This is a genomic window from Myxococcus sp. AB025B, from assembly GCF_006518215.1.
Taxonomy (GTDB): Bacteria; Myxococcota; Myxococcia; order Myxococcales; family Myxococcaceae; genus Myxococcus; species Myxococcus fulvus.
Genome location: NZ_SRLW01000170.1, coordinates 1 through 21,291, shown reverse-complemented (window position 1 = coordinate 21,291; position 21,291 = coordinate 1). Strand labels below are relative to the sequence as shown.

17 protein-coding genes and 1 pseudogene are annotated in these 21,291 nt (G+C 71.1%); 9 read left to right on the top strand and 9 right to left on the bottom strand.

Annotated features, from left to right (window positions below):
• The 4 genes from FL311_RS25905 to FL311_RS25890 all read left to right on the top strand — a co-directional run.
• Positions 1 to 1,017: metallophosphoesterase (locus FL311_RS25905; RefSeq protein WP_141328985.1), on the top strand; the 1,017-nt coding region annotated here is incomplete at its 5' end.
• Between the two features lie 38 nt (positions 1,018 to 1,055).
• Positions 1,056 to 1,727 carry a TIGR02269 family lipoprotein gene (locus FL311_RS25900; RefSeq protein ID WP_141328983.1) on the top strand — a complete coding sequence of 224 codons (672 nt, stop codon included), beginning with the start codon at positions 1,056 to 1,058 and terminating at the stop codon, positions 1,725 to 1,727.
• A gap of 13 nt (positions 1,728 to 1,740) precedes the next feature.
• A complete protein-coding gene (locus FL311_RS25895) occupies positions 1,741 to 2,454 on the top strand; it encodes a double-CXXCG motif protein (RefSeq protein ID WP_141328981.1) in 714 nt (237 codons plus the stop codon).
• A gap of 67 nt (positions 2,455 to 2,521) precedes the next feature.
• Entirely contained in the window at positions 2,522 to 3,163 is a 642-nt protein-coding gene (locus FL311_RS25890) for a TetR/AcrR family transcriptional regulator (protein ID WP_141328979.1), read from the top strand.
• Positions 3,164 to 3,228: 65 nt separating this feature from the next.
• On the opposite strand, the gene FL311_RS25885 is transcribed toward FL311_RS25890, so the two are convergent.
• Positions 3,229 to 7,740, bottom strand: a complete 4,512-nt coding sequence (locus FL311_RS25885) for an amidohydrolase family protein (protein WP_194869366.1) — start codon at positions 7,738 to 7,740, stop codon at positions 3,229 to 3,231.
• Between the two features lie 184 nt (positions 7,741 to 7,924).
• Here FL311_RS25885 and FL311_RS25880 point away from each other — a divergent pair, with 184 nt between their 5' ends.
• Together FL311_RS25880 and FL311_RS25875 are read left to right on the top strand one after the other, a co-directional pair.
• A complete protein-coding gene (locus FL311_RS25880) occupies positions 7,925 to 9,535 on the top strand; it encodes a serine/threonine-protein kinase (RefSeq protein WP_141328976.1) in 1,611 nt (536 codons plus the stop codon).
• Between the two features lie 250 nt (positions 9,536 to 9,785).
• On the top strand, positions 9,786 to 10,634 hold the full coding sequence (locus FL311_RS25875) for a RimK family alpha-L-glutamate ligase (protein WP_141328974.1): 849 nt from the start codon (positions 9,786 to 9,788) through the stop codon (positions 10,632 to 10,634).
• Positions 10,635 to 10,658: 24 nt separating this feature from the next.
• Here the strand turns inward: FL311_RS25875 and FL311_RS25870 are convergent, their stop codons facing one another.
• Both FL311_RS25870 and FL311_RS25865 read right to left on the bottom strand, forming a co-directional pair.
• Positions 10,659 to 12,083 carry an alpha/beta hydrolase-fold protein gene (locus FL311_RS25870; RefSeq protein WP_141328972.1) on the bottom strand — a complete coding sequence of 475 codons (1,425 nt, stop codon included), beginning with the start codon at positions 12,081 to 12,083 and terminating at the stop codon, positions 10,659 to 10,661.
• Between the two features lie 39 nt (positions 12,084 to 12,122).
• Positions 12,123 to 12,668, bottom strand: a complete 546-nt coding sequence (locus FL311_RS25865) for a hypothetical protein (RefSeq protein WP_141328970.1) — start codon at positions 12,666 to 12,668, stop codon at positions 12,123 to 12,125.
• Positions 12,669 to 12,817: 149 nt separating this feature from the next.
• Here FL311_RS25865 and FL311_RS25860 point away from each other — a divergent pair, with 149 nt between their 5' ends.
• Positions 12,818 to 13,354, top strand: a complete 537-nt coding sequence (locus FL311_RS25860; RefSeq protein ID WP_141328968.1) for an FHA domain-containing protein — start codon at positions 12,818 to 12,820, stop codon at positions 13,352 to 13,354.
• A 51-nt stretch (positions 13,355 to 13,405) separates the two neighbouring features.
• On the opposite strand, the gene FL311_RS25855 is transcribed toward FL311_RS25860, so the two are convergent.
• The 3 genes from FL311_RS25855 to FL311_RS25845 all read right to left on the bottom strand — a co-directional run bounded on the left by FL311_RS25855 (position 13,406) and on the right by FL311_RS25845 (position 17,713).
• Positions 13,406 to 14,950 (bottom strand): serine/threonine-protein kinase, encoded by a 1,545-nt coding sequence (locus FL311_RS25855; RefSeq protein ID WP_141328966.1) that lies wholly within the window; start codon positions 14,948 to 14,950, stop codon positions 13,406 to 13,408.
• Positions 14,951 to 15,179: 229 nt separating this feature from the next.
• Positions 15,180 to 16,484, bottom strand: a complete 1,305-nt coding sequence (locus tag FL311_RS25850) for a MopE-related protein (protein WP_141328964.1) — start codon at positions 16,482 to 16,484, stop codon at positions 15,180 to 15,182.
• Positions 16,485 to 16,489: 5 nt separating this feature from the next.
• Positions 16,490 to 17,713: a hypothetical protein gene (locus FL311_RS25845; RefSeq protein WP_141328962.1), complete on the bottom strand. Its 1,224-nt coding sequence runs from the start codon at positions 17,711 to 17,713 to the stop codon at positions 16,490 to 16,492.
• 192 nt (positions 17,714 to 17,905) lie between these two features.
• On the opposite strand from FL311_RS25845, the gene FL311_RS25840 reads away from it, so the two are divergent.
• On the top strand, positions 17,906 to 18,346 hold the full coding sequence (locus FL311_RS25840; RefSeq protein ID WP_046711014.1) for a host attachment protein: 441 nt from the start codon (positions 17,906 to 17,908) through the stop codon (positions 18,344 to 18,346).
• A 56-nt stretch (positions 18,347 to 18,402) separates the two neighbouring features.
• Positions 18,403 to 19,002: an HAD family phosphatase gene (locus FL311_RS25835; RefSeq protein ID WP_141328960.1), complete on the top strand. Its 600-nt coding sequence runs from the start codon at positions 18,403 to 18,405 to the stop codon at positions 19,000 to 19,002.
• Positions 19,003 to 19,012: 10 nt separating this feature from the next.
• On the opposite strand, the gene FL311_RS25830 is transcribed toward FL311_RS25835, so the two are convergent.
• From FL311_RS25830 to FL311_RS25820, 3 genes and pseudogenes are all read right to left on the bottom strand, one after another.
• The gene (locus FL311_RS25830) at positions 19,013 to 19,663 is read right to left on the bottom strand and encodes a glutathione S-transferase family protein (RefSeq protein WP_141328958.1); all 651 of its coding nucleotides are present in this window, start codon (positions 19,661 to 19,663) and stop codon (positions 19,013 to 19,015) included.
• Positions 19,664 to 19,704: 41 nt separating this feature from the next.
• A complete protein-coding gene (locus FL311_RS25825; protein ID WP_141328956.1) occupies positions 19,705 to 20,304 on the bottom strand; it encodes an adenylate/guanylate cyclase domain-containing protein in 600 nt (199 codons plus the stop codon).
• A 298-nt stretch (positions 20,305 to 20,602) separates the two neighbouring features.
• Positions 20,603 to 21,291 (bottom strand): annotated as a pseudogene (locus FL311_RS25820) (hypothetical protein); the annotation flags it as partial.

Below are 21,291 nucleotides of genomic sequence, written 5' to 3'. Positions count from 1 at the left end.
GGTGCGGCGCTGTACCTGCTGCTCGCGCTGTGGGGCATCGGCGGTGCACGGGCGCTGGGTCGACGGCTGACGCGTGCGCGCGTGCCGGAGGCGGACACGGGGAGCGTGGTGGCGGGCGGGTTGATGGCCGTGGTGGAGGGCGCGGGGAGCGGGCTGGAGGGGGAGGTGGCGCCCGCAGAGGTGAACGTGGAGCGGCGGCGGTTCCTGGCGCGGGCCACGGCGGGCGGGGCGTTGCTCGCGTCGGGAGGGCTGACGGGCTACGGAGCGTGGCGGGCGTTCCATCCGCCGGTGGTGAACGAGGTGGCGGTGAAGCTGCCGGGGCTGCCGAAGGCGTTGGATGGGTTCACCATCGTCCACCTGAGTGACATCCACGTGGGTCCGGTCATCCAGCGGCGGTTCATGGATGAGCTGGTGGCCCGGTGCAATGACTTGCGTCCGGACCTGGTGGCCATCACGGGTGATTTGGTGGACGGGAAGGTGGCGTCATTGGGGCCCGCGGTGGCGGCGCTGCGGGAGCTCCGGGCAGGGCACGGGACGTACTTCGTGACGGGGAACCACGAGTACTACTGGGACCAGGACGCGTGGGCGCAGGCGCTGGAGGGAATGGACATCCAGGTGCTGCGCAATCGGCATGTGAGGATTGGCGATGCGGGGGCGTCGTTCGACCTGGTGGGCGTGGATGACTGGTCCGGCGGGCATACGGGCGTGCGCGGGTATGACTTGGAGGCGGCGGTGAAGGGGCGCCAGCCGGAGCGGGCGGCGGTGCTGCTGGCGCATCAGCCCTCGAACTGGCGGGTGGCGGCGCAGGCGGGGATGGGATTGCAGTTGTCGGGGCACACGCATGGAGGACAGTTCTTCCCCTTCACGCTCGCGGTGTCGGCCATCTGGGAGCACGACGCGGGACACTTCCAGGAGGACGGCAAGCACCTGTATGTCAGCCGTGGAACGGGCTTCTGGGGGCCACCGCTGCGCGTCGGCGCGCCGCCCGAAATCGTGAAGGTGACGCTGCTGGCCTGACACGTCATGACAGACCTGGATGCTAGGTCTGTCTGACCATGCGAACCCGACTCGCCGTCTGCCTTTCGCTGTTCGCCGTCTCCTGGCTGGGCTGCGCCAGCGTCGCGCCCTCCGTGGCGCAGCAGGCCTGGGAGGAGGCGGAGACCGAGTGCGACGCCTCGAGTGAGGACCAGTGCGTCACCCTGCTGTGTCTGGGAGACACCTGTGGGTTCTATCCCTGCGAGAGCGCGCCCGGCGCAATCGAGCTGACGCGGTTTCCTCCCTCGCGGCCACCTGCCGCCGCCGCGGCTCCGGGCAGTGGACCGAGGAGGAACTGGGGAGGCGCGCAGCAGCTCCCCAAGGGCTGGGTGATGACGTTCCCCAACTGGAACGGCGCTCCCTCCCAGGTCATCCCGCCCTCACATCAGCTCCCGAAGGGACGTTGGGAGAAGCACCACATCTTTCCCCAGTCCCGAGACCTGGCGGAGTGGTTCGACCGACAGGGTGTGAAGATCCACCACTACACCATGCCCATTCCGCTCCACGTCCACCGACGCATCCACGATGGAACTGGAAATGGTGGAGCGTGGAATGACGCGTGGCGCGAGTTCAGGAAGCGAAACGAGTACGCCCCACCTGTGGAAATCTACAAGTTCGCGGGCGAGTTGATTCACCGCTTCGACCTCATAGGCGGGCCGATCCAGCCCTACTATTCTCGGCCTGGAGCGTGAGGTTCTCTGACGGATGAGTCGGTTCTTCTGGCTGAGCGAGGATAAGAAATCCATCACGGCGAGCTTCGACGCCACCCACAAGTGGGGGCTTCCAGGTGCGCACTGCGACACGTGCGGCGCCACATGGGCGAGCGGGGGGCACCAATACCCCGCGGTGGATCTCTCCCGACTGCCAGAACGTCGCGAGTTCGAGCGAGCTCGCCCCGAGCCCTACCCCGAGTTCGTACGGCTCCGGGAGTTGGTGCGCCCGCTCGCACCGCCTCACGCCCCGCTACCTCCAGGCACCCACTTCGGCCCTCTCGTCGGCTCCGCTTCAGGAAGGTTCGGCCCGTTCACCTCCCAGGGCGACATGCTGTGGGTGGTTCGCCGGGATGCCTTCGAGAGTCTCCAAGCCGAAGGAGTCCGCGGCCTCCTCGGATGCCCCACCGAGCTGCGCTTCCGCCAGAAGGCCCCACCGGACCTGCTGGAGCTTCAGCTCGAGCCCCATGGCCGCTTGCATCCGGACTGCCTCCCGCCGGATGTACCCCTGCCGTGCGAGACGTGCGGATGGGTCTACTTCCGCCTCCCGGATGAGCCCATCCTGGACGCAGCCTCACTGCCCACCGACCTGGACCTGTTCCGCGTGGGTAACTACTCGACCGTGATTGTCGGCACCGAGCGCTTCATGCACGCCGTGCAGCGCCTGGAGCTGTCCGGCCTCACCTTCCACGAGCTGCCCACCCGTTAGCGTTCCGCCTGAAATCCACATGGTGACGCTGGTGACCCGAGACCCTCGGGGTATGGTTTTCGCCGCCATGGGCAAGGAACCAGCGAAACGAGAGCTCAAGCAGGAACGCTCCGCGCGCACCCGCGTGGACATCCTCGAAGCGGCCATCACCCTGTTCGCCAAGCGTGGCTTCCTCGCCACCACCATGGCCGACCTCGCCCGCGCCATCCACATGACGCCCGGCGCCCTGTACTGGCACTTCCCCGCCAAGGAAGACCTGCTCCTCGCCGCCATCGACGAGCTCCACCAACGCTACGTCATCGCCTTCGAGCCCCTCTTCGCCCACTACCGCTCCCTCTCCGCCCGCGAGCAGCTCCTCGCCTTCACCCGCCGCACCCACGAGTTCCTCGGGGAGCATCGCGAGTGCGGCATCTTCTTCGGCATGCTCGCCGCCGAGGCCGCCGACTCCAACGAGCGCGTCGCCGAGGCCATCCGCGAGAAGCTCGGCCTGTACTCCCACATCCTCGGCGGCATCCTCCGCCACGGCCAGAAGACCGGTGAGTTCCGCCAGGACTTCGACCCCCACGTCGCCGCCCAGGGCATCTTCGGCGGCTACATGGGCGCGCTCATGTACCAGAACCTCTTCCGCGCCACCCTCGACTACGACCCGATGGCCGCCGCCCTCGACGGCCTGCTGGCCAACGGCGCCCTCGCGCGCAAGGACGGCTGACTCCAGCAACGACTCGGGCGGCCCCCAGACACCGGGAGCCGCCCGAACCTCAACCCCGACTCATGTCAGGGCGCGACGAGCACGTTCGGCGCCCCCGGCGTCAGCTGCGTGGTGAACCGGAAGTCCTCCACGTTGTCGTCCGTGTCCGAGCCGTTCGGAATCCGCGACAGCGAGCCCTCCACCGTGTCGATGTCCACCAGACCCACGGTGCTCCGCGGCCCCTCCTGCAGGTCGAACCGCTTCTGCGAACCGCTGATGGTGGCCTGCATCACCGGGCCCTCGTACGACAGCGAGTCCACAATCGCGTCCTGGAGGCTGTCGTAGAGGGCCACCGCGTCCGCCGAGGGGCTGCTCGCCGTGCCACCATTCTGGATGGCCGTCGTCGACAGCAGCACCTTCACGCCCGGCTGGTCACGCAGCACGCCAATCACCGCCTCGGGCCCCACGACCAGGTACTCCCCAGGCCCCAGCGTGCCCACGCTCTTCAGGTCGATCTTCGCGTAGCTCGCCGGCTGCGCCACGCCGCCGTTCACGTAGACGAGGAACAACCCATCCAGCGAGACGGCGGCCGGCGTCGGGTTGAAGAGCTCCACGAACTCCCGCGTGTCCGTGCTGCGCTGGTCGTAGTCGACCTCGTTGACCACCAGGTGATTCAGCTCGGGGCGCTCCGCCGTGGAGACCTGCGCCGTCAGCGTCACCCCGGCGTACGTCGCGCTCAAGGTCCCCGTCGCCGCCTCGGTGCCCGCGGTGAAGAGGGCCTGCGCGGTCCGCTGCCCCTCCGCCACCGTCACCGTGGCGGACTCCAGCGTCCCCAGGCCCGTCTCCGGCGTCAGCGCCACCGCGACGACGGCGCCACCCGCCTGCGCCGCGCGGTCCAACGTCACCGTGAAGCCCTGCTTCGCCCCGAAGAACACCGTCGCCGTCGAGGGCGTCAGCGAGGCGAGCTTCGCCGGAGGCGGCGTCACCGTGACAGTCGCCGCGCGGCTCACGCCGAGCAGCGACGCCGTCACCGTGCCCGTCCCCTCACCCTCCGCGTCCGCGGTGAACAGGAACGTGGCCTCCGTGCTCCCCGCCGGCACCGTCACCGTGGCGGGCACCGAGCCGTAGCGCGTCACCCCCGCCCCCGGCGCCGCCCCCAACGTCACCGCCAGGTCCTGCGCGGGCGCCGAGGACAACGTCACCCGGAACTCCTGCGTCTCGCCGTACCGCACGGACACCGGCCCCGCGGGCGACAGCGACACGAGCCTGGGCGACACCAGGTCCACCGTCACCGTGGAGCTGGCCTGGCTGGTCCCCACCACCGCCGTCACCGTGCCCGAGGGCCCCGCCGCCGTCTCGTCGAGCGTGAAGGTGAACGTCGTCTGCAGCGCGTTCTTCGCCACCGGCACGGAGACCGCCGGCGTGAAGGTGCCGAACCCCGTCTCCGGCGCCGCGAACAGCGCCACGGACGCGTTGTCCGCCGCGGGCCGGTCCAACGACACCGTGTACGTCACCGAGCCGCCCGGCACCATCGTCACCTCCGCGGGCGACAATCGCGCCACCAGCGCCTGCTCGTCCTGGCCCAGCACGCGCACCGTGGCCTGCCGCGACACCCCGCGCAGCGTGGCCGTCAGCACCACGCTCTCCGCGGGCGCCAGGGCCTCCACCTTCACCTCCACCGAGCTCTGGTTTCGCGGCACGCGCACCACGTCGTTGACCACGCGCAGCGCGGCGCTGTTGCTGGAGGTGACGGCCACGTCGATGGCCTCCGTGTACGTGCCCGACAGCGTCAGCGTGAGGACCTGCGGGAAGGTGCTCACCGCGCCCGTCCCACCCAGGCGGACGTACGCCCCCGGCCCGAAGCTCGCCAGCGTCGGCATGGGCGGCATCAGGTCCGCCGAGCTGCGCGGCAACACCTTCGAGTCGCTGAACATGTACGTCAGCACCCCGCGCAGCGCGCCGTACTTCGTCCCCACCGCCGGGTCCCGGTAGCTGTAGGCGAAGTCATCCACCATCAACCCCGGCTGCCCCGGGTCCCCGCTCTCGTTGACCAGGAACTGCGAGAAGGAGTCGACGCCGCTGGAGACCGTCACGTCGAACACGTCCACCAGCACGCCCTCCAGCGCCTTCGCCCGAGGCCCACCGGTCCGCACGTCCGCCGTGGTGACGGCCACCGGCGTCGGCAGCGCGCTGCCCGCGCCACGCTTGCGGTACTTCACGTCCACCAGCTCCGGCAGCCCCTGGTAGATGGTCAGCGTCGCCGTGACGATGTCCAGCCGGTCCCCCACCACCAGGTCGTCCTTGGGCGCGTACACGTAGATGCCCGAGTTCTCCACGCCCAGGCCCGGCGGCAGCGGATGCACCTGGACCCAGAAGCCCATCTCCGTCAGCGAGCCACGCACCAGCGCCGTGACGACGACGTCGTTGAACGACACCGTCTTGCCCACCCACGGATAGCGCCCATCCCCGTCCTGCGTCTTCAGCTCGTGGACCGAGGCGGCCGAGCAGCCCAGGTGGCCCGGGTTCGGGTCGGAGGCACACGCGTCGCACGCATCGCCCTTGCCGTCGCCGTCCTGGTCCGCCTGGTCCGGGTTGGCCACGTAGGGGCAGTTGTCCTGCCACGTGGGGTGACCGTCATGGTCGTCGTCGCCCGCGGTGTACGTCGTGCACGTGGTCGTGTTCGCGTTCAGCGGGCACACGTCGCACGCGTCGCCCACGCCGTCGCCGTCCGAGTCCGCCTGCCTGCCGCCGTCCATCGGACGGATGGGGTTGAAGACGAACGGGCAGTTGTCGGCGTTGCCCTTCAGGCCGTCGCCGTCCGGGTCATCCGAGCGGCTCTCGCCGGAGTACACGTTGGAGCGCTTCACCGACGCGGGGAAGCTGGGGTTGTTGGAGATGCGGCGGGGCACGCACACCGGCTCGCCCTCGGGCACGCCGCAGGCGAACAGCTTGTAGGCCTCCGGGTTGGCGGCCTCCAGCGTGGCCAGCGTCTTCTTCAGCTCCGACTGCACGCACACCGTCTTGCCGCTGCCGCACACGTCCAGCGTGTCACACGGCTCCGCGCCGGACACGAGCGCGCCCACCAGCGCCTGGTCTCCGTAGAGCGCCTTGCCGCCGCGCATCGTCAGCACCACGTCCGCGGCCTCCGCGCTGATGACCGCGCGGTGCGGAGAGGCGGCGTGCGTGCGCAGCGAGTAGATGGCCAGGTCGCCCAGCTTGCCCGGGGCGATGCGGCCCACCCCGGCCTGCATCTCCACCGCCTCCGCGGCCTGGCTGGTCACCATCCGCCACAGGTCCACGTCGCTGAAGGCCCGGTCGAACTGCACGGTGTTGAGCGTGTCCGCGCACTTCAGCTCGCGCAGCAGGTTCATGGAGCCCGACTGCACCCAGTCGGTGCCCAGCGCGATGTTCACCCCCAGCCGCTTGTACGCCGTCACCATCGCCGTGTCGCCGTACAGCGCGACGTTGGAGCGCGGCGACCAGATGAGGCCCGTGCCCCGCTCCGCCATCAGCGCAATCTCCTTCGCCGTCACGCCCACCGCGCTGATGAGGGACGTGCGCGGCTGGATGACGTCGTTGATGCCCGTCGACAGGCAGCGGAACTCGTTGAGCGCCTCCTCGCCGATGCCCTCGGCCAGGTGCGGCAGGTACGTGCCGTGGTTCGGCAGGCCCGAGGTGCGCGGCATGCTGACGTAGTCACACGTGTTGGTCTTGATGTCCGTCTCGCGGCTGCCCAGCGGGAAGTCCACGGACGCGGTGCTCCACTGGTCCAGGCCCTCCAGACGGCTGATCGGCTGGTCCACGTTGCGCAAGAGGCCCGCGGCGCCGCCCAGGCCCGCGATGGACGTGGTGCCCGCCAGCAGGTGGCGCAGCTCGATGTAGCTCACCGCGTCCACCGCCGAGCGCGTGCTGTTGGCGATGCGCGTGTGGTTGCCCAGGCCGACGACCCAGTCCAGCCGGTGCTCATAGCGCTCGTCCGTCATGGCGAACGGACCGTTCTGCTTGGTGACGTGCTCGTGCGTGTTGATGAGGCCCGGGGAGATGACGCCCGTGGGGCACGCCACGTGCGTGGCCTCGGCCGCGCCCGCCTCCGCGGAGCAGTCACACGACGCGCAGGTGATGACGCCGCTGGCGTCCACCAGCACCTGGCCGCCCACCAGCGTCTCGTCGTCCTTGAGCACCAGGCCCGTGAACAGGCGCGCGCCGTTGCCGGGCTTGGAGACCTCGCACGTGGCGCCGCTCGCCAGGGGCGGAGCGTCCGCCGCCGCGCAGCGCGTGAGCGTCAGCGAGCAGTCCGCCTCACAGCCATCCTGGCCCGTCAGGTTGCCGTCGTCGCAGACCTCCGTGCCCTCCAGCCGGCCGTTGCCACAGGCCGCCTGCGGCCGGGTGGGCGTGGAGGTACAGTCCGCCTCACAGCCGTCGCCGCCCACCTTGTTGCCGTCGTCGCACGCCTCCCCCTCCTCCTGGACCCCGTTGCCACAGACGGCCGCCGCGACGCAGTCCGCCCCCTCGCAGCCCTTCCGCTCATCCGAGCACCCTGCGTGGAACAGCAACACCGCGCTGAGCGCGGCCAACAACGAGCGAGGCGACATTCGCATCTCGGGGGTCTCCTGATGGCACCCGCCTGGGTGCGCGGACAGCACGTACTTGAAACGCCGCGCAGAGTAGCCTGTGAAACATTTCAGCGACAGACGTCCCCGGGGCAATCCACCCTGGCGAAATGCAAGGGGCTCGGGGGCACCCCACCAGCCGCTTCCCACCTTTCTGTAGACTGAGAAGTCGATGACCGCCCACACCCTGACGAGCCCCGTCTCCCGCTTCCTCGACGGCCACCTACGACGCGATGCGCAGGGACGTGAGCTGTCCGTGGCGCGCTTCATGGCGGGCCTGTCGGGCGCGTCGGTGGTGGTGGCGGCGGCGCTGGGCCCCTCGCTGGGGTGGGGGCTGACGCAGGCCCTGATGGGGCTGTCGGCGGTGCTGGCGCTCTACTACACGGCGCTGTGGCGCGTGCTGCGCTCGGGCGCGTTCCATCCGGCCATCCCCTGGCTCAACGTGGCCATCGAGGTCAGCATCCCCGCGGTGGTGCTCGCGTTCGACTTGCGCTTCCAGGGGCCCATCTACGCGCTCACCGCGCCCACGCTGGTCATCTGGCCCACGCTGATTACGCTCGCGACGTTGCGCAGCAACCCCCGGCTGGCGCTGGCCGCGGGCCTGCTGGTGGCCGCCGAGTACCTGGGCATCTACTTCCTCTTCGTCCAGCCGCTGCTGCCGGAGTCGGCGCTCATCACGCTGACGCCGCGCTTCATCGCCACGCGGGCCTTCTTCTTCGTGGCCGCGGGCGTCTTCACCGCCACGCTGGCGCGGCACTTCCTTCAGCTGACGCGGGGGGCGCTGTCCGCGCTGCGCGAGCAGGAGGTGATGGGCAAGTACGTGCTGCACGAGCGCGTGGGCGCGGGCGGCATGGCGGAGGTGTACCGGGCCACGTACTGCCCGGAGGGCGGCTTCCAGAAGCAGGTGGCCCTCAAGCGCATCCTCCCCTCGTTCGCGGACGACGACGACTTCGTCGCCATGTTCCGCCGCGAGGCGGAGCTGTGCTCGTCGCTCAACCACCCCAACATCGTGCAGGTCTTCGATTTGGGGCGGCACGGGGGCACGTACTTCCTCGCCATGGAGTTCGTGGATGGGATGCCGCTGAGCACGCTGATGCGGGGGCTTGCGCGCAGGCCGCTGCCGGTGGCGGCGGTGACGTTCCTGGGGGCGGAGCTGGCGTCGGCGCTCGACTACCTGCACCGCCGCACGGGCACGGATGGACAGCCGCTGCGGCTGGTGCACCGTGACCTGAACCCGCCCAACGTGCTGGTGTCGCGCTTCGGCGACGTGAAGCTGTCGGACTTCGGCATCGCGCGGGACTCGGCGCGCTCGCAGCTCACCGCCGCGGGCAGCGTGCGCGGCAAGCTGGGCTACATGGCGCCCGAGCAGGCCGCGGGCAGGCCCTTCGATGGGCGCGCGGACCTCTTCGCGCTGGGCCTGACGCTGCACGAGGCGCTCACGGGGCGGCGCGCGCTGCAGGGCTCCACGCAGGAGGCGCTCTTGCGCGCCACGCTGGACCAGGAGGTGCTCCCGCCCTCGCGCTTCAACCCGGAGGTGCCGCCCGCGCTGGACGCGGCGGTGATGGGGCTGCTCGAGAAGCGGCCCGAGCAGCGCACGGCCAGCGGGGCCATCCTGCGGCAGCAGCTGCTCGCGCTGGAGGGAGAAGCCGCGCCGTATCCGCGGGGACAGGCGCTGCTCGCGGGCGTCCTGCGTGAGGCGTCGGAGCGGCAGCAGCAGGAGAAGGCGGCCCAGGCCTCGCCCGAGGCTCCCGCGCGTGTGCCCGTATCGGCGCGCTCGGCGTGAGGCGCTGACGACACACCGAGGGAGCACGCGCCCCAGGGCCGCGCTCCGCGCGCTCCCGCGGTGAAGCCGGAGCACACCTCCCCACGCCGCTGACCATCACAGTGCGAGCCCCCGCGAAACTCCTGCTGCCCGGACGACCTCGCGCTACGTATCGTGTCGATGCGCGCCGCCCGGTCCGCCTCGACTGTCCGAGGCGTCCGTGCCCGGCCACCGCCCACACCCCTCGGCGCCCCACCTGGAGCCCTTCACCATGGATGTCGCTGTCCTCACCTATTCAGACATGCCCGAGCTCGCCGAGTTCGAGCGTCCCCTGCTCCCCGCGCTCCGCGCGCTGGGCCTGGATGCGCGGCCCGTCGTCTGGGACGACCCGACGGTGGACTTCAAGACCGTGCGCCTCGCCGTGGTGCGCAGCACCTGGGACAGCCACCTGCGCCGCGACACCTTCGTCGCCTGGGCCCAGAAGGTCGGCCGCCTCACCAGGCTCCACAACCCCGCCGACGTGCTGCGCTGGAACACGCACAAGTTCTACCTGCGCGAGCTGGAGGAGAAGGGCATCCCCGTGACGCCCACCGCGTGGGTGGAGCGCGAGGGCACCCTGGACCTCGAAATCGTCGCCCGCGCCCGGGGCTGGGACACGCTGGTCCTCAAGCCCGCCGTGTCCGCCGGCGCCGTGGAGACGCACATCATCCCGCGCGCCGAGGCCGCGGCCGGCAACGCGCTCGTCACCCGACTCTCCGCCACCAGCGAGCTCATGGTGCAGCCCTACCTCCGGGCCTTCGAGTCGGAGGGAGAGCGCAGCTACATCTTCTTCGACGGCGCCTTCAGCCACGCGGTGCGCCGCCCGCCCACGCTGAAGTCCGCGCCGCGCGGCTTCTCGGAGCCCACCCTCTTCACGCCCGACGCCAAGGAGCTGAAGCTGTCCGAGCGCGTGCTCGAGGCCATGGGCGCCCCGCTGCTCTACGCCCGCGTGGACGTGGCCACCGACAACGAAGGCGTCACCCGGCTGCAGGAGGTGGAGGTCACCGAGCCCGCCCTCTTCCTCAACCTGGACGCCGAGGCCCCGCACCGGCTGGCGCGGGCCATCGCCGCGAAGCTGTAGCGGCGTCGCCGGGGGAGTGCGCGCCTAGAGGCCGCACTCCTTCGCGTCCGTGTTGCGGAACGCGCACAGCAGCCCCGGCTGGCGCTTCTTCCAGAAGGCCCAGTCGTGCGCGCCGCTCACCTCGTTGACGTGCACCACGCCGTAGCCCTTGTTGCGCAGCGCGGAGACGAACTGGAGGTTGGACTGACAGTCGTCCGCGCCCTGCTCGCCATCCCGCGTGCAGCCCGCCGAGGGTGAGCCGTGGTCCACGTAGAAGCGCACCGGCACCACCGGGTCCGCGCTCGCGCGCACCACCATGGCGTTGCCGTCGTTGCGGTCCACCTCGCCGTCGTGCGGCCAGAACAGCGTGCCGGACTGCGTGCCCACGAAGCCGAACTTCTCCGGCGCGCGGAAGCCCGCGTACACGGAGATGAGCCCGCCCAGCGACGCGCCGGAGATGCCCGTCTCCTGGGGCCCCGTCTTCACGCGCAGGCCCGACTCCACGCGCGGCATCAAGTCATTGACGATGAAGGCCAGGTAGTCGTCACCCCGAGGCGTGGGCCAGCCCGGCGCGAGCGCGGGCGGGAAGGTGTACTGCCCCAGCCGCACGTCCTGGCTCGGCAGCGCGATGAACACGAGCACCGCCGAGTCCTGGGGCCGCGCCTTGTAGTGGGCGTCCGCCGCGTCCACGAAGGACTCGCGGGTGATGCTCTCGTTGCCGTCGTGCACGTACATCACCGGCAGCGACGGGCACTCCGAGCCGTCGTACGACGCGGGCGTGTAGACGAAGACATCGCGCGCGTCGTTCAGCGCCGTGGCGCGCACGTCGTACCACGCGGTGAGCCGGCCCTTCGCCGGGTCCTGCGCGTCCGGATAGACGAGCGAGTTGAACTGGCCCACGTCGTTGCGGTTGAGGCGGTCCCACACGACGTTGCGCGCGCGCGGGTCCTCGAAGAAGTTGCCGCCCTTCACCAGCTTGTACGGCTGCGGCCCCGTGCGCGGAACCTCCACCTCCGCGAGGTACAGGTCCGTGTCGCGCACCTGCCCGAGCGGCGTCGCCGTGGGCGACCACTCGTTGAACTCACCGGCCACGAAGGTGTCGCGCGCGGACTCGCCCCGGGCGAAGAAGGCCACGCGCTGGCGGCCCGCGCTCGCGTCGCTCACCAGCGGCGTGCCGCCCTGGGCCTCCACCTGCTCCACGAAGCGGTCGATGGCCTGGGTGCGCTCGTTCGACGTCGTGGCCCGACCCATGGCGAGCTGCAGGTCCGCCAGGAGCGACATGGGCGCGCCCTTCACCACCGCCTGCCGCTGACAGGCCCACGTCGTCGGACCGCCTCCCCCGTCGGGCGTCGGCCCCGCGTCCGGATAGGACTGGGTGAAGGGCGGCGGCGGGACGACGGGCGCGCCCTCCGAATCATCACAGGCGGACGAGAGGCTCGCGCACAGCAGGACCAGGGACAGACGGCGCATCACGACTCCAGGCGGCGACAGGCGAGAAGCAGGGACGGACTACGGCTGCGGCTTGGCGGCGGTGGCCGCGGCGGGCACGTCGAGCTCGCGCCCCCACACCCGGACCTTCGTGGCCTTCTCCGCCTCGCCATCGAAGTAGATGCTCGCCTTCACCTTCACGGAGGGCGGCACCTTGATGGAGTCGGCCGACTGCCCGGGGGAGCGGGCCTGCAGCGGCGTGGCGAAGCCGTCCTTGTCCAACAGCTGCGCGCCGCCGCTCTCGTGCAGGCCCAAGAGGTGCAGCGGCTGGGCCGTCTTGTTCGTCACCGCGAGCACCACCTCCACGCCGCCGCCGTGGGAGGGCTTCGCCTCCAGGACGGACAGCTCGGTGTTGGCGGCCACCTCCTCGGCGGTGGACAGCGTGCGCGAGCCGTCCGCGCTGGCGGCGCCCTTGCGGCCCTCGTTGAAGCCCTCGACGACGCCGCTGCCGGCGCCCTTGGCCACCTCCACCGTCTTGCCCACCACCGTGGCGGTGACGTCCTTGGCCGTCTCACCCTTGCAGGCGGGGACGAGGAGCAGGAGCGGGGCGAGCAGCAGACGACGCATGGGACCTCCAGAAGGATGTGGGCGCGGGTGTACTACAGGGCCCACTCCGCGCGCGAGTGGGGGGCCACCCGCCGGGTTTCAGACGATTCGTGGACACCGGAATGCACCTTCTCGCGCGCTGCGGGGGCCGAAGGGGTTATGAGTCCTCCATGGCTCGCGCACTGCTGCTCTCGCTGCTGGTGAGGCAGCACCTGGCACTCAAAGAGAAGTTTCGCGCCAAGTACCCGCACCCCTGGTTGGTGTGGGAGGCAGGCGCGTGGAACGTCCCGGAGACCGTGGACGGGAACGTGGGCGCCACCCGGCTGCCGCTCACGGACCTGAAGGACTGCCTGCCCGCCGGGGACGCCATGTGCTTCGAGCTGGTGGCCCTGGCCGAGCGAGGGCCCATCCGCCTGGGCCGCGCGTCGCAGAACAACGCGCTGGTGGTCAACGACGCCACGGTGTCGCGCGAGCAGCTCATCCTCACGCCCCAGTCCGAGGCCACCTGGCACGTGGCCCGCGTGGCCGACGCCAGGCCCGTGAAGCTGGACGGCCGGGAGCTGCCCGACGCGGGCGTGGTGCTGACGCCGGGCGCGAAGCTCGAGGTGGGCGACGTGCGCCTCACCTTCCACGACGCGGCGGGCTTCGACGAGCGCATCTCCCGCATCGCCGCGCAGGTGCTCGCCCAGACGGCCACCTCGCGCTGAAGGTCCAGGCCCAGATGGCGGCGAGGACCTCCCGCCGCCACGAAGCCAGGCCTAACGCCCCGAGGACTCGGCGCTCGCCGAGCGCGCCTTGGTCTTGCGCGAGGTGGCGGCGTCCTGCGACGGCTTCTTCGCGCTCGGCTTCTTGCTCGCGTTCGCCCTCGGCGCGGTGAGCGACTTGGCCAGCGGCACCTCCAGCTCCGTGTGCGAATCCAGCCGCACCGAGCGCTCCGAGGACACGTACCCCGCCAGCTCCACACGCAGGTGCAGCGGCACCTCGCGGCGCGGCAGCTCGCGCACCAGCGGCGTGACGCCCAGCACCTCACCGGTGTCCGAGCGCACCACCTGCGCGCCCTCCGGGAAGGAGTGCACGGTGAGCCGCACCGCGGGCACCACCTCCTGCTCGGGCGCCGCCGCCAGCACCAGGGGCTCCGGCGCGCGCTCCGGGGAGACGACGGACTCCGACGCGCTCGGGACGATGACCGGCGCGCTCGACGTCCCCGCGCCACGCCACACCAGCGCGCCGGCCGCGAGCAGCGCCACGACGCCCGCCCCCGCGGCCCACAGGGCGCGGCGACGCTGGGGGCCCATCACCACGGGCATCCGCCGCGTGGGCCGCTCCGACGGCTCCAGCGCCGCCACGGCCTCCGGCGACGAGGGCACCTGCACGGGCAGCAGCAACAGCCCCGTCGTCACCTCCGCGAGCGTCTGCGGCCGGGCCTCCGGCTCCTTCGCCAGACACCGCATCACCAGCTCCGCGAGCTGGGACGGGAGCGGCTCCCCGGTCGCCAGCTGCGTGGGCAGCGGCGGCGGCGGCTGGGTGATGATCTGCACCACCAGCTGCCCGAAGGCCTCCGCCTGGAAGGGCGGGTGGCCGGTGAGCATCTCGTACAGGATGTTGCCCACCGCGTAGATGTCCGAGCGCGCGTCCACCGTCAGGCCCGCGGCCTGCTCCGGGGACATGTACGCCGGCGTGCCGATGATGGTCCCGTCCAGCGTGCCCGTGGGCGCCGCGCCCTCGGTGGCCAGGTGCTTGGCGACGCCGAAGTCGAGCACCTTCACGAAGTCCGGCTGCCCGGCGCGCTGGGTGAGGAAGAGGTTGTCCGGCTTGATGTCCCGGTGCACAACGCCCACCTGGTGCGCCGCGCCCAGGGCCGCGCACACCTGCACCGCGATGCGCTGGATGCGCGCGAGCGACAGGGGCTCCTGCTTCAGGAGCGCGCCCAGGCCCTGCCCGCGCAACAGCTCCATGACGCAATAGACGTGGCCGCCCTCGCCCTCGTCCACGAAGTCGAAGATCTCCACGATGTGCTCGTGGTTGATCTGATTCACCGTGCGGGCTTCCTGGAAGAAGCGCTGCACGAAGCCGCCGTCGCGCGCGTGCTCGGGCTTGAGCACCTTCAAGGCCACCTGGCGCCCCAGCCGCGCGTGACGCGCCTGGAACACCCGGCCCATGGAGCCCTCGCCCAGGAGCGCCTCCAGCTGGTAGCTGCCCAGCTGCGAGCCCTCCCGCAGCTCCACGCCGACACGTTGCTCGCCGCTCACGGGCCCTCCGCGAGAGGACAACAAGGTCTGCGCGAAGAGGTCATCGTTGCCCATGGTGTGAAGAACTCTCCATGCTCAGGCCCAACGGCAACCCACCGCGGCCCCTCTGTCTTCCACGTAACGCCCACGTCCCACGTCCCCAGCGGTGCTCGCGAGACGGAGGTCGACGAAGACCCTGTCCGAACCCCGAAACCCTCCGCCCCGCACGGCCCCGACGACCTCCCCGCCACTGTCCACTCGTGGACAGGCGCGAGGGCCGGGATTCCAGGCGGGGCGGCGTGCCTCACGTGCAGACCCCCGAGCGGCAGACGCCGGCCACGCGGTTGCCATCCACCAGGCGCGAGCAGCGGGAGTTGTTCGGGCAGTCCTGGGTGTCCGCGCAGTCGGTCAGGCCATCCTTGTCATTGTCGACGAGGTCGTTGCAGCTCACCTCGGCGCAGCGCCTCGACGTGACGCCGCACACCGCGTTCGGCTCACCGGCCACGCACAGCTGCCCTCCGCAGTCGGAGTCCTGGCAGTCGACGCTGGGAGTGCCCGTCGTGCCATCCCCGTCATTGTCGATGCCATCGGTGCAGTTCGCCTCGGCCTTGACGCTGTTGCGGCACGCGCAGCCCACGCCGCACGACTGGCCGCTGCAGTCCGAGTCCGCGCAGTCCGTCTGGCCGTCCCCGTCGTCGTCCTCGCCGTTGTCGCAGGCGCCCTCGACACAGCTGCCAACGTTGTTACACGAAAGCCCCGGCCCGCACTCCTTGCGCTCGCAGTCGGGGTCCGCGCAGTTGAGCCGGCCGTCGCCGTCCTCGTCGCCGCTGTCCGGCGTGCACAGCGACTCCGTCTTGCGGCCGTCGTTGCACACGCAGCCGGCGCCGCAGGACTTGCCTTCACAGTCATCGCGGTCCGCGCAGTCGATGCTCCGGTCCTCGTCGTCGTCCTCGCCGTTGCCGCAGTCCGACTCCGTCTGCCGGCCGTTCTCGCAGACGCACCCCACGCCGCAGGCCTGCCCATCGCAGTCGTCGCGGTCCGCGCAGTCGGTGGCCCCGTCGCGGTTGTCGTCGATGCCGTTGCCGCAGTCGAGCTCGCCGCGCTTCTGGCAGACGCCCTCCACGCAGGCCTGCAGCGCGGTGCACACCGTGCCGCACGTGCCGCAGTTGAGCGGGTCCGTCAGCCGGTTGAAGTCCTCGTCCACCTCGCCGTCGCAGTCGTCGTCCACGCCGTTGCAGCGCTCGACGGTGGGCAGCACGTCGCCCACGCACGCCACCGTGCCCTGGCGGGTGCAGACGGATTGGCCGTCGCGGCACGCGCCCTTGCCGCGGCTGTCGTCATCGCCCGAGAAGCACGTCGCCTCCAGCTCGTCGATGGCGCCGTCGCAGTCGTCGTCCAGCCCGTTGCAGCGCTCCGCGCCCTCCGGACGGCAACAGTACCGGGGCCCGTCATCGGGCAGCGACGTACAGACGAAGCCCTCGCCGCCGCAGTCCCCGTCCTTCTCACAGGTGTAGGCGGCGTTGTCGGGGAACGTCACCTTGCAGCCCGCCATGCCGGAGAGCAGCAGCACCGCGGTGAGGGCTCGCAGCCAGGATTCGAAGGTCTTCATAAGGCTCAGAAGCTCCCACCGACGACGACGTGCACCGCCGTGGACGCGCCACCCGCGCTCACCGTGCCCACGGGCGCGGCCGGCTCGCTGCGGGACGGAATGACCAGGAGCCACGTCACGCTGCCGGCCGCCACGGCTCCACCGCCGATGAGCAGCCCCGCGGCCAGGTTGGCCTGTGACTTCGCGTCCAGCATCTCCTTGCGCGTCACGTCGATGATGCCGTCCCCGTTGGTGTCCGTGGCCCGCTTCTCCACGTCCTTGGCGCTCATGCTCATCACCGCGCCCGCGCCCGCCACCGCCAGCCCCACCAGCGCCGTGTAGAACGCCGGCCGCTTGTAGATGGGCGTGTGGCTGCCGCCACGCCGCTTCGACGACACCCGCGCCGCGCCGTCCTCGGGGCCCTCCGGCGCCGGGCCGGAGATCTCCATGCGGACCTGGACCTCCTCACGCGCGCCGGGCTTGAGCACCACCGCCTTCGTGAAGGACGCGTACTCGTCCGCGGACACCTCCAGCTGCACCGTGCCCGGCGCCAGCCGCGCCTCCACGCTGCCCACGCCGAGGATGCGCTCGCCCACCTTCACCACCGCCGTGGGCACGTTGACGCTCACCTTCAAGAGCGCGCGCGGACGCGCCAGCGCCATCATCCGGTTGCCCAGCTTCGTGGCCGCCTCCTTCTGGAAGGCCTCGTCCTTGGGGTTGCGCCCCGACACCACGTCCTCGTGCACCACGCCGCGGTCGCGGTCATACGTCCACGCGCGCAGCGTCCACCCCGCGTCCTCCAGCGACAGCCGCGCCGTCGTCAGCAGGTCCGCGTCCAGCTGCTCCGCCGGCTCCGTCATGCACGACGCCTGGGCGCAGCTCAGCGCCGCCTCGTAGCCCGCCTCCAGTCGCTCCCGCGCCTGCTTGGGCGTCGCGGCGAACTCCACCATGCCGGACGACATCGCGCCCTTCGCCAGCTCCCGCAGCCACGCCGACGCCTGCTGCGAGCCCGCGCGCTCCGGCGTCTCCAACCCCAACAGGATGAAGCGCGGCGTCAGCGACACGGCGCTCTCCTCGCCCTCGCGCAAGTCCAGGCCCATGCCCGGCGCCGGCTGCTCCTGGGGCGCGGACTCCGACGACGTCTCGGAGCTGAGGTCCAACCCCAGGCCACCCTGCTCCTGGCTCCTCGCGGGCGGAGCCCAGAGCGCGAGCGCCAGCATGGCGACAGGCAACAACGCGGGAATGCGCATGCCGCCGTTCTACTCCTTTGCCATTCCCAACGGAATGATCGGTCCGGTTCCGAACACCGGAACTCCAGATGTGGGTGTCAAACCCGCGTGACACGCCCGCCTGCCCTGCGCGCGACAGGGGAGCGGCGCGGGACAGGAAGGTTGCCGGGCGCCGCATGGGTCCTCATCTCCCACCCTAAGGAGGCGTGACACATGGCGGACGCAAAGCTCTGGATTCTCGTGGGGAACGCGAGCCGGGCCCGGCTCTTCGAGACGGACGCGAAGGGGCGCGAGGAGTGGAGTCTGGTCGAGGAGTTCTTCCACGAGGAGAGCCGCGTCAAGAGCGAGCAGCTGCGCGAGCAGCCGGACAACCCCAACGCGGGCACCCTGCACGGTCCTCCCGGGGAGAACGAGCCGCAGGGTCGTCGGGAGTTGGAGCACGACCGCTTCGCGCGCGAGCTGTCCGGCGTGCTCGACAAGGGGCATGACCGCCACGCGTTCGACAAGCTCATCATCGCGGCGCCGCCGGAGTTCCTCGGCAGGTTGCGCAAGGCGCTGAGCACGCGGGTGCGTCAGCGGGTCCTCCTGGACGTGGGCTCGGACTACTCGACGGTGCCCGCGCGGGATTTGCCTGAGCGCGTCCCGCTCCTCTAGCCTCGCCTGCCCTTCTGATGACCGGGCCGCCAGGCGACCCGGTGCGAGGAGCAGGCATGGCGGAGGTGAAGGCGGTCCTCCTGGACCTGGGCAACGTGCTCGTCTTCCACGACAACGCGTTGCTCTTCGCGCGGCTGGGCGCGTGCGCGCGGATGTCCGCCGCGGAGGTCGCCCAGCGGCTGATGGGCGCCGGGTGGACCGAGGCCAACCGGGGCACGCTGGACGCCGAGGGCATCCGCAAGAGCGTGTGCGGAGCGCTGGGCGTCGAGCTGCCCATGGCGGAGTTCGCGCCCCTGTGGAGCAGCCACTTCACCACCCACGAGGCCGTGCTGCCCCGGGTGGAGTCCCTCATCGGCCGGGTGAAGCTGGTGCTGGTGTCCAACACCAACGCGCTGCACGCGGCGTACTTGCGGCCCCGGCTCCCGCTGCTGCAGCGCTTCGATGCGCTGGTGATGAGCTGCGAGGTGGGCTTCGTGAAGCCCGAGCCGGACATCTACCGCATCGCCCTGGAGCGCGCCGGCGTCGAGCCGCGCGAGGCCGCCTTCTTCGACGACCTGCCGGAGTTCGTGGAGGCCGCTGACGCGCTGGGCCTGCGTGGGCAGCTGTTCACCACCGCCGACGCGTTCGACGCGCAGCTCGCCCGGCTGGGGCTGTGAGCCAGCGCGCTCAGTCCTCGTACTTCGCCACGGGCGGCTCGTGCAGTCCGGCCTGGGCCCACTTCTGGAAGGCGGGCTGGGACAGGAGCGTGTCGCGGTACGCGGCGCTCACCGGGTCCAGCGTCACATCGTAGGTGACGAAGCGCGTGGCCACCGGCGTGTAGAACGCATCCGCGATGCTGAAGCGGCCGAACAGGAACGGCCCGCCCTGGCCGAAGCGCGAGCGGCAGTCGTTCCACAGCGCCTGGATGCGGGCGATGTCCTCGGCGACGCCCGGCGCGCGTCCCTGTCCCGGCTTGCGCGCGCGCAGGTTCATCCCCATGTGCTCGCGCAGCCGCGAGAAGCTCGAGTGCATCTCCGCCGTCACCGAGCGCGCCACCGCGCGGGCCTCGCGCGACTCGGGCCACAGCCGGGCCTCCGGGAAGGTCTCCGCCAGGTACTCGCAGATGGCCAGCGAGTCCCAGATGACCAGCTCTCCGTGCCGGAGCGCCGGCACCCGTCCGCTGGGCGAGTGCTGGAGGATGCTGTCCTGGGTCCCTGGCGTGTCCAGGGGGATGACGACCTCCTGGAAGGGCTGCCCGGTATGGCAGAGCGCCAGGTACGGCCGAAGCGACCACGAGGAGTAATTCTTCGAGGCGACGACGAGGGTGAGCTGGGGCATGGCGCGCACCGTAGCGCCAGCGTCCGGTGAATACCCGCGCTTCAGTTCGCCGTGGGCGTGCGACTCAACAGCGAGCGCATCCGGGACAGCCACGGCCGACGGCCGCGATGCTCCCGGGGGTCGATGCGATAGACGGCCACCGGCAGGCGGATGTTCTTCATCTCGCCCCGGCCCAGGCGCACCGGCGGCGACGCCAGCCGGCCTTCCACCTGTCGGGCCACCGACTCGCTGACGTAGAGCGTGCCGGGCCTCGCGAGCGCCTCGATGCGCGCGGCCAGGTTGACGCCCTCGCCGAACACGTCGCCGTCGCGGTGCACCACCAGGCCCACGTGCACACCCACGCGCAGCACCACGCGGCGCTCGGCGGCCACGGTGCCGTTGTGGGTCTCCAGCTCCCGCTGGAGCGCCAGGCCGAAGTCCACCGCGGACATCCCGCCCTCGAACTCCAACAGGAACCCATCCTCCAGACGCTTCACCTCGCGCCCTCCATGGCGCGGCAGCAGCTCTCGGACCAACGACGCGTGCTCCTCGCGCACCACCTGCTGGAGCGCTTCATCACGCCAGGACTGACGGCTCACGGCCTCGATGCCCGTGAACAGGATGGCCGACAGTTTCCCCGGCTCGGGTGCCTCCACCACCATCGCTCATCTCCCCTCCCCCCGATGCCAACTGTTCGAAAGCCTACTCCAGGACGCGGTTCCCAGTCCCAGCCGGGCCCCCCGTCGTGGCGGAGACCGGACCTCGGACGGCCGCTTGCCCTGGTAGGGCGCTGCCTCGCGAAGCTGAATCATCCTATTCGACACCATCAGGAGAATTCATCTCTAACGCAGCGCAACACCCGGCCCCAAGGGGGGCGTGGTGGGTCGTGTCTGGCCAAGAACGTGACGGGTCGGGTCGGGGTCCTGCGGAGGACAGAGGCGAGCGAGGGCCCGCTGGCGCTCACAGGGTGATGCCGTGCTGCTGGCAGTACCTGCGCACCTCGGCCTGCTCGGAGGCGGGGACGCGGAGCCAGACGAAGCGCGCGCTGGAGAGGTCCTTCTGGTGGCAGTGGGCGCGCGCGAGGAGCGCGAAGGAGGCGCCGGTGGCCTGGTCGCGCTGACTGCGGCGGGCCAGTTGGATGGCTTCGCCGGGGTCACCACGGGCCAGGGCCTTCTCGGCCAGCTCCAGGTCCGTGGGCTTCGTGCCTTGGCCCTCGGGCTTCGCCTTGGCCTCGGGAGATGGAACCACGGAGGACTCCATCTGTCCGATGCCCGTCGGGGGTGGCGAGGGGGCCTGCGTGTTCTTCTCCGCGGGAGGCGTGCCCTGGACGAGCCGTGTCTGTGATTCCGGCGCTGGCGCGGCGGGCGCGACCTGAGGCGGCGGCGCGTTCTGGGTGGGCGTCGTCGCCAGCGGGACGTTGGTGGCGGAGCGGTTCTTGTGGGTCACCACGAGGCCCGCGCCCACGAGGGCGACCACGCCGGCCGCGAGCAGCCATCGCCCGTAGCGCCTGCGGCCCACCACCGGGACACCTCCCGAGGGCGAGCGGATCGTCACCGGCTCGGAATCCGAGTCGGGCTCCACGGCAGGCGCGTTCGCGGCGGGAGGTCTCCACACCTCCAGAGGGACGGCGGGGGTGTCCGGGACGGGAG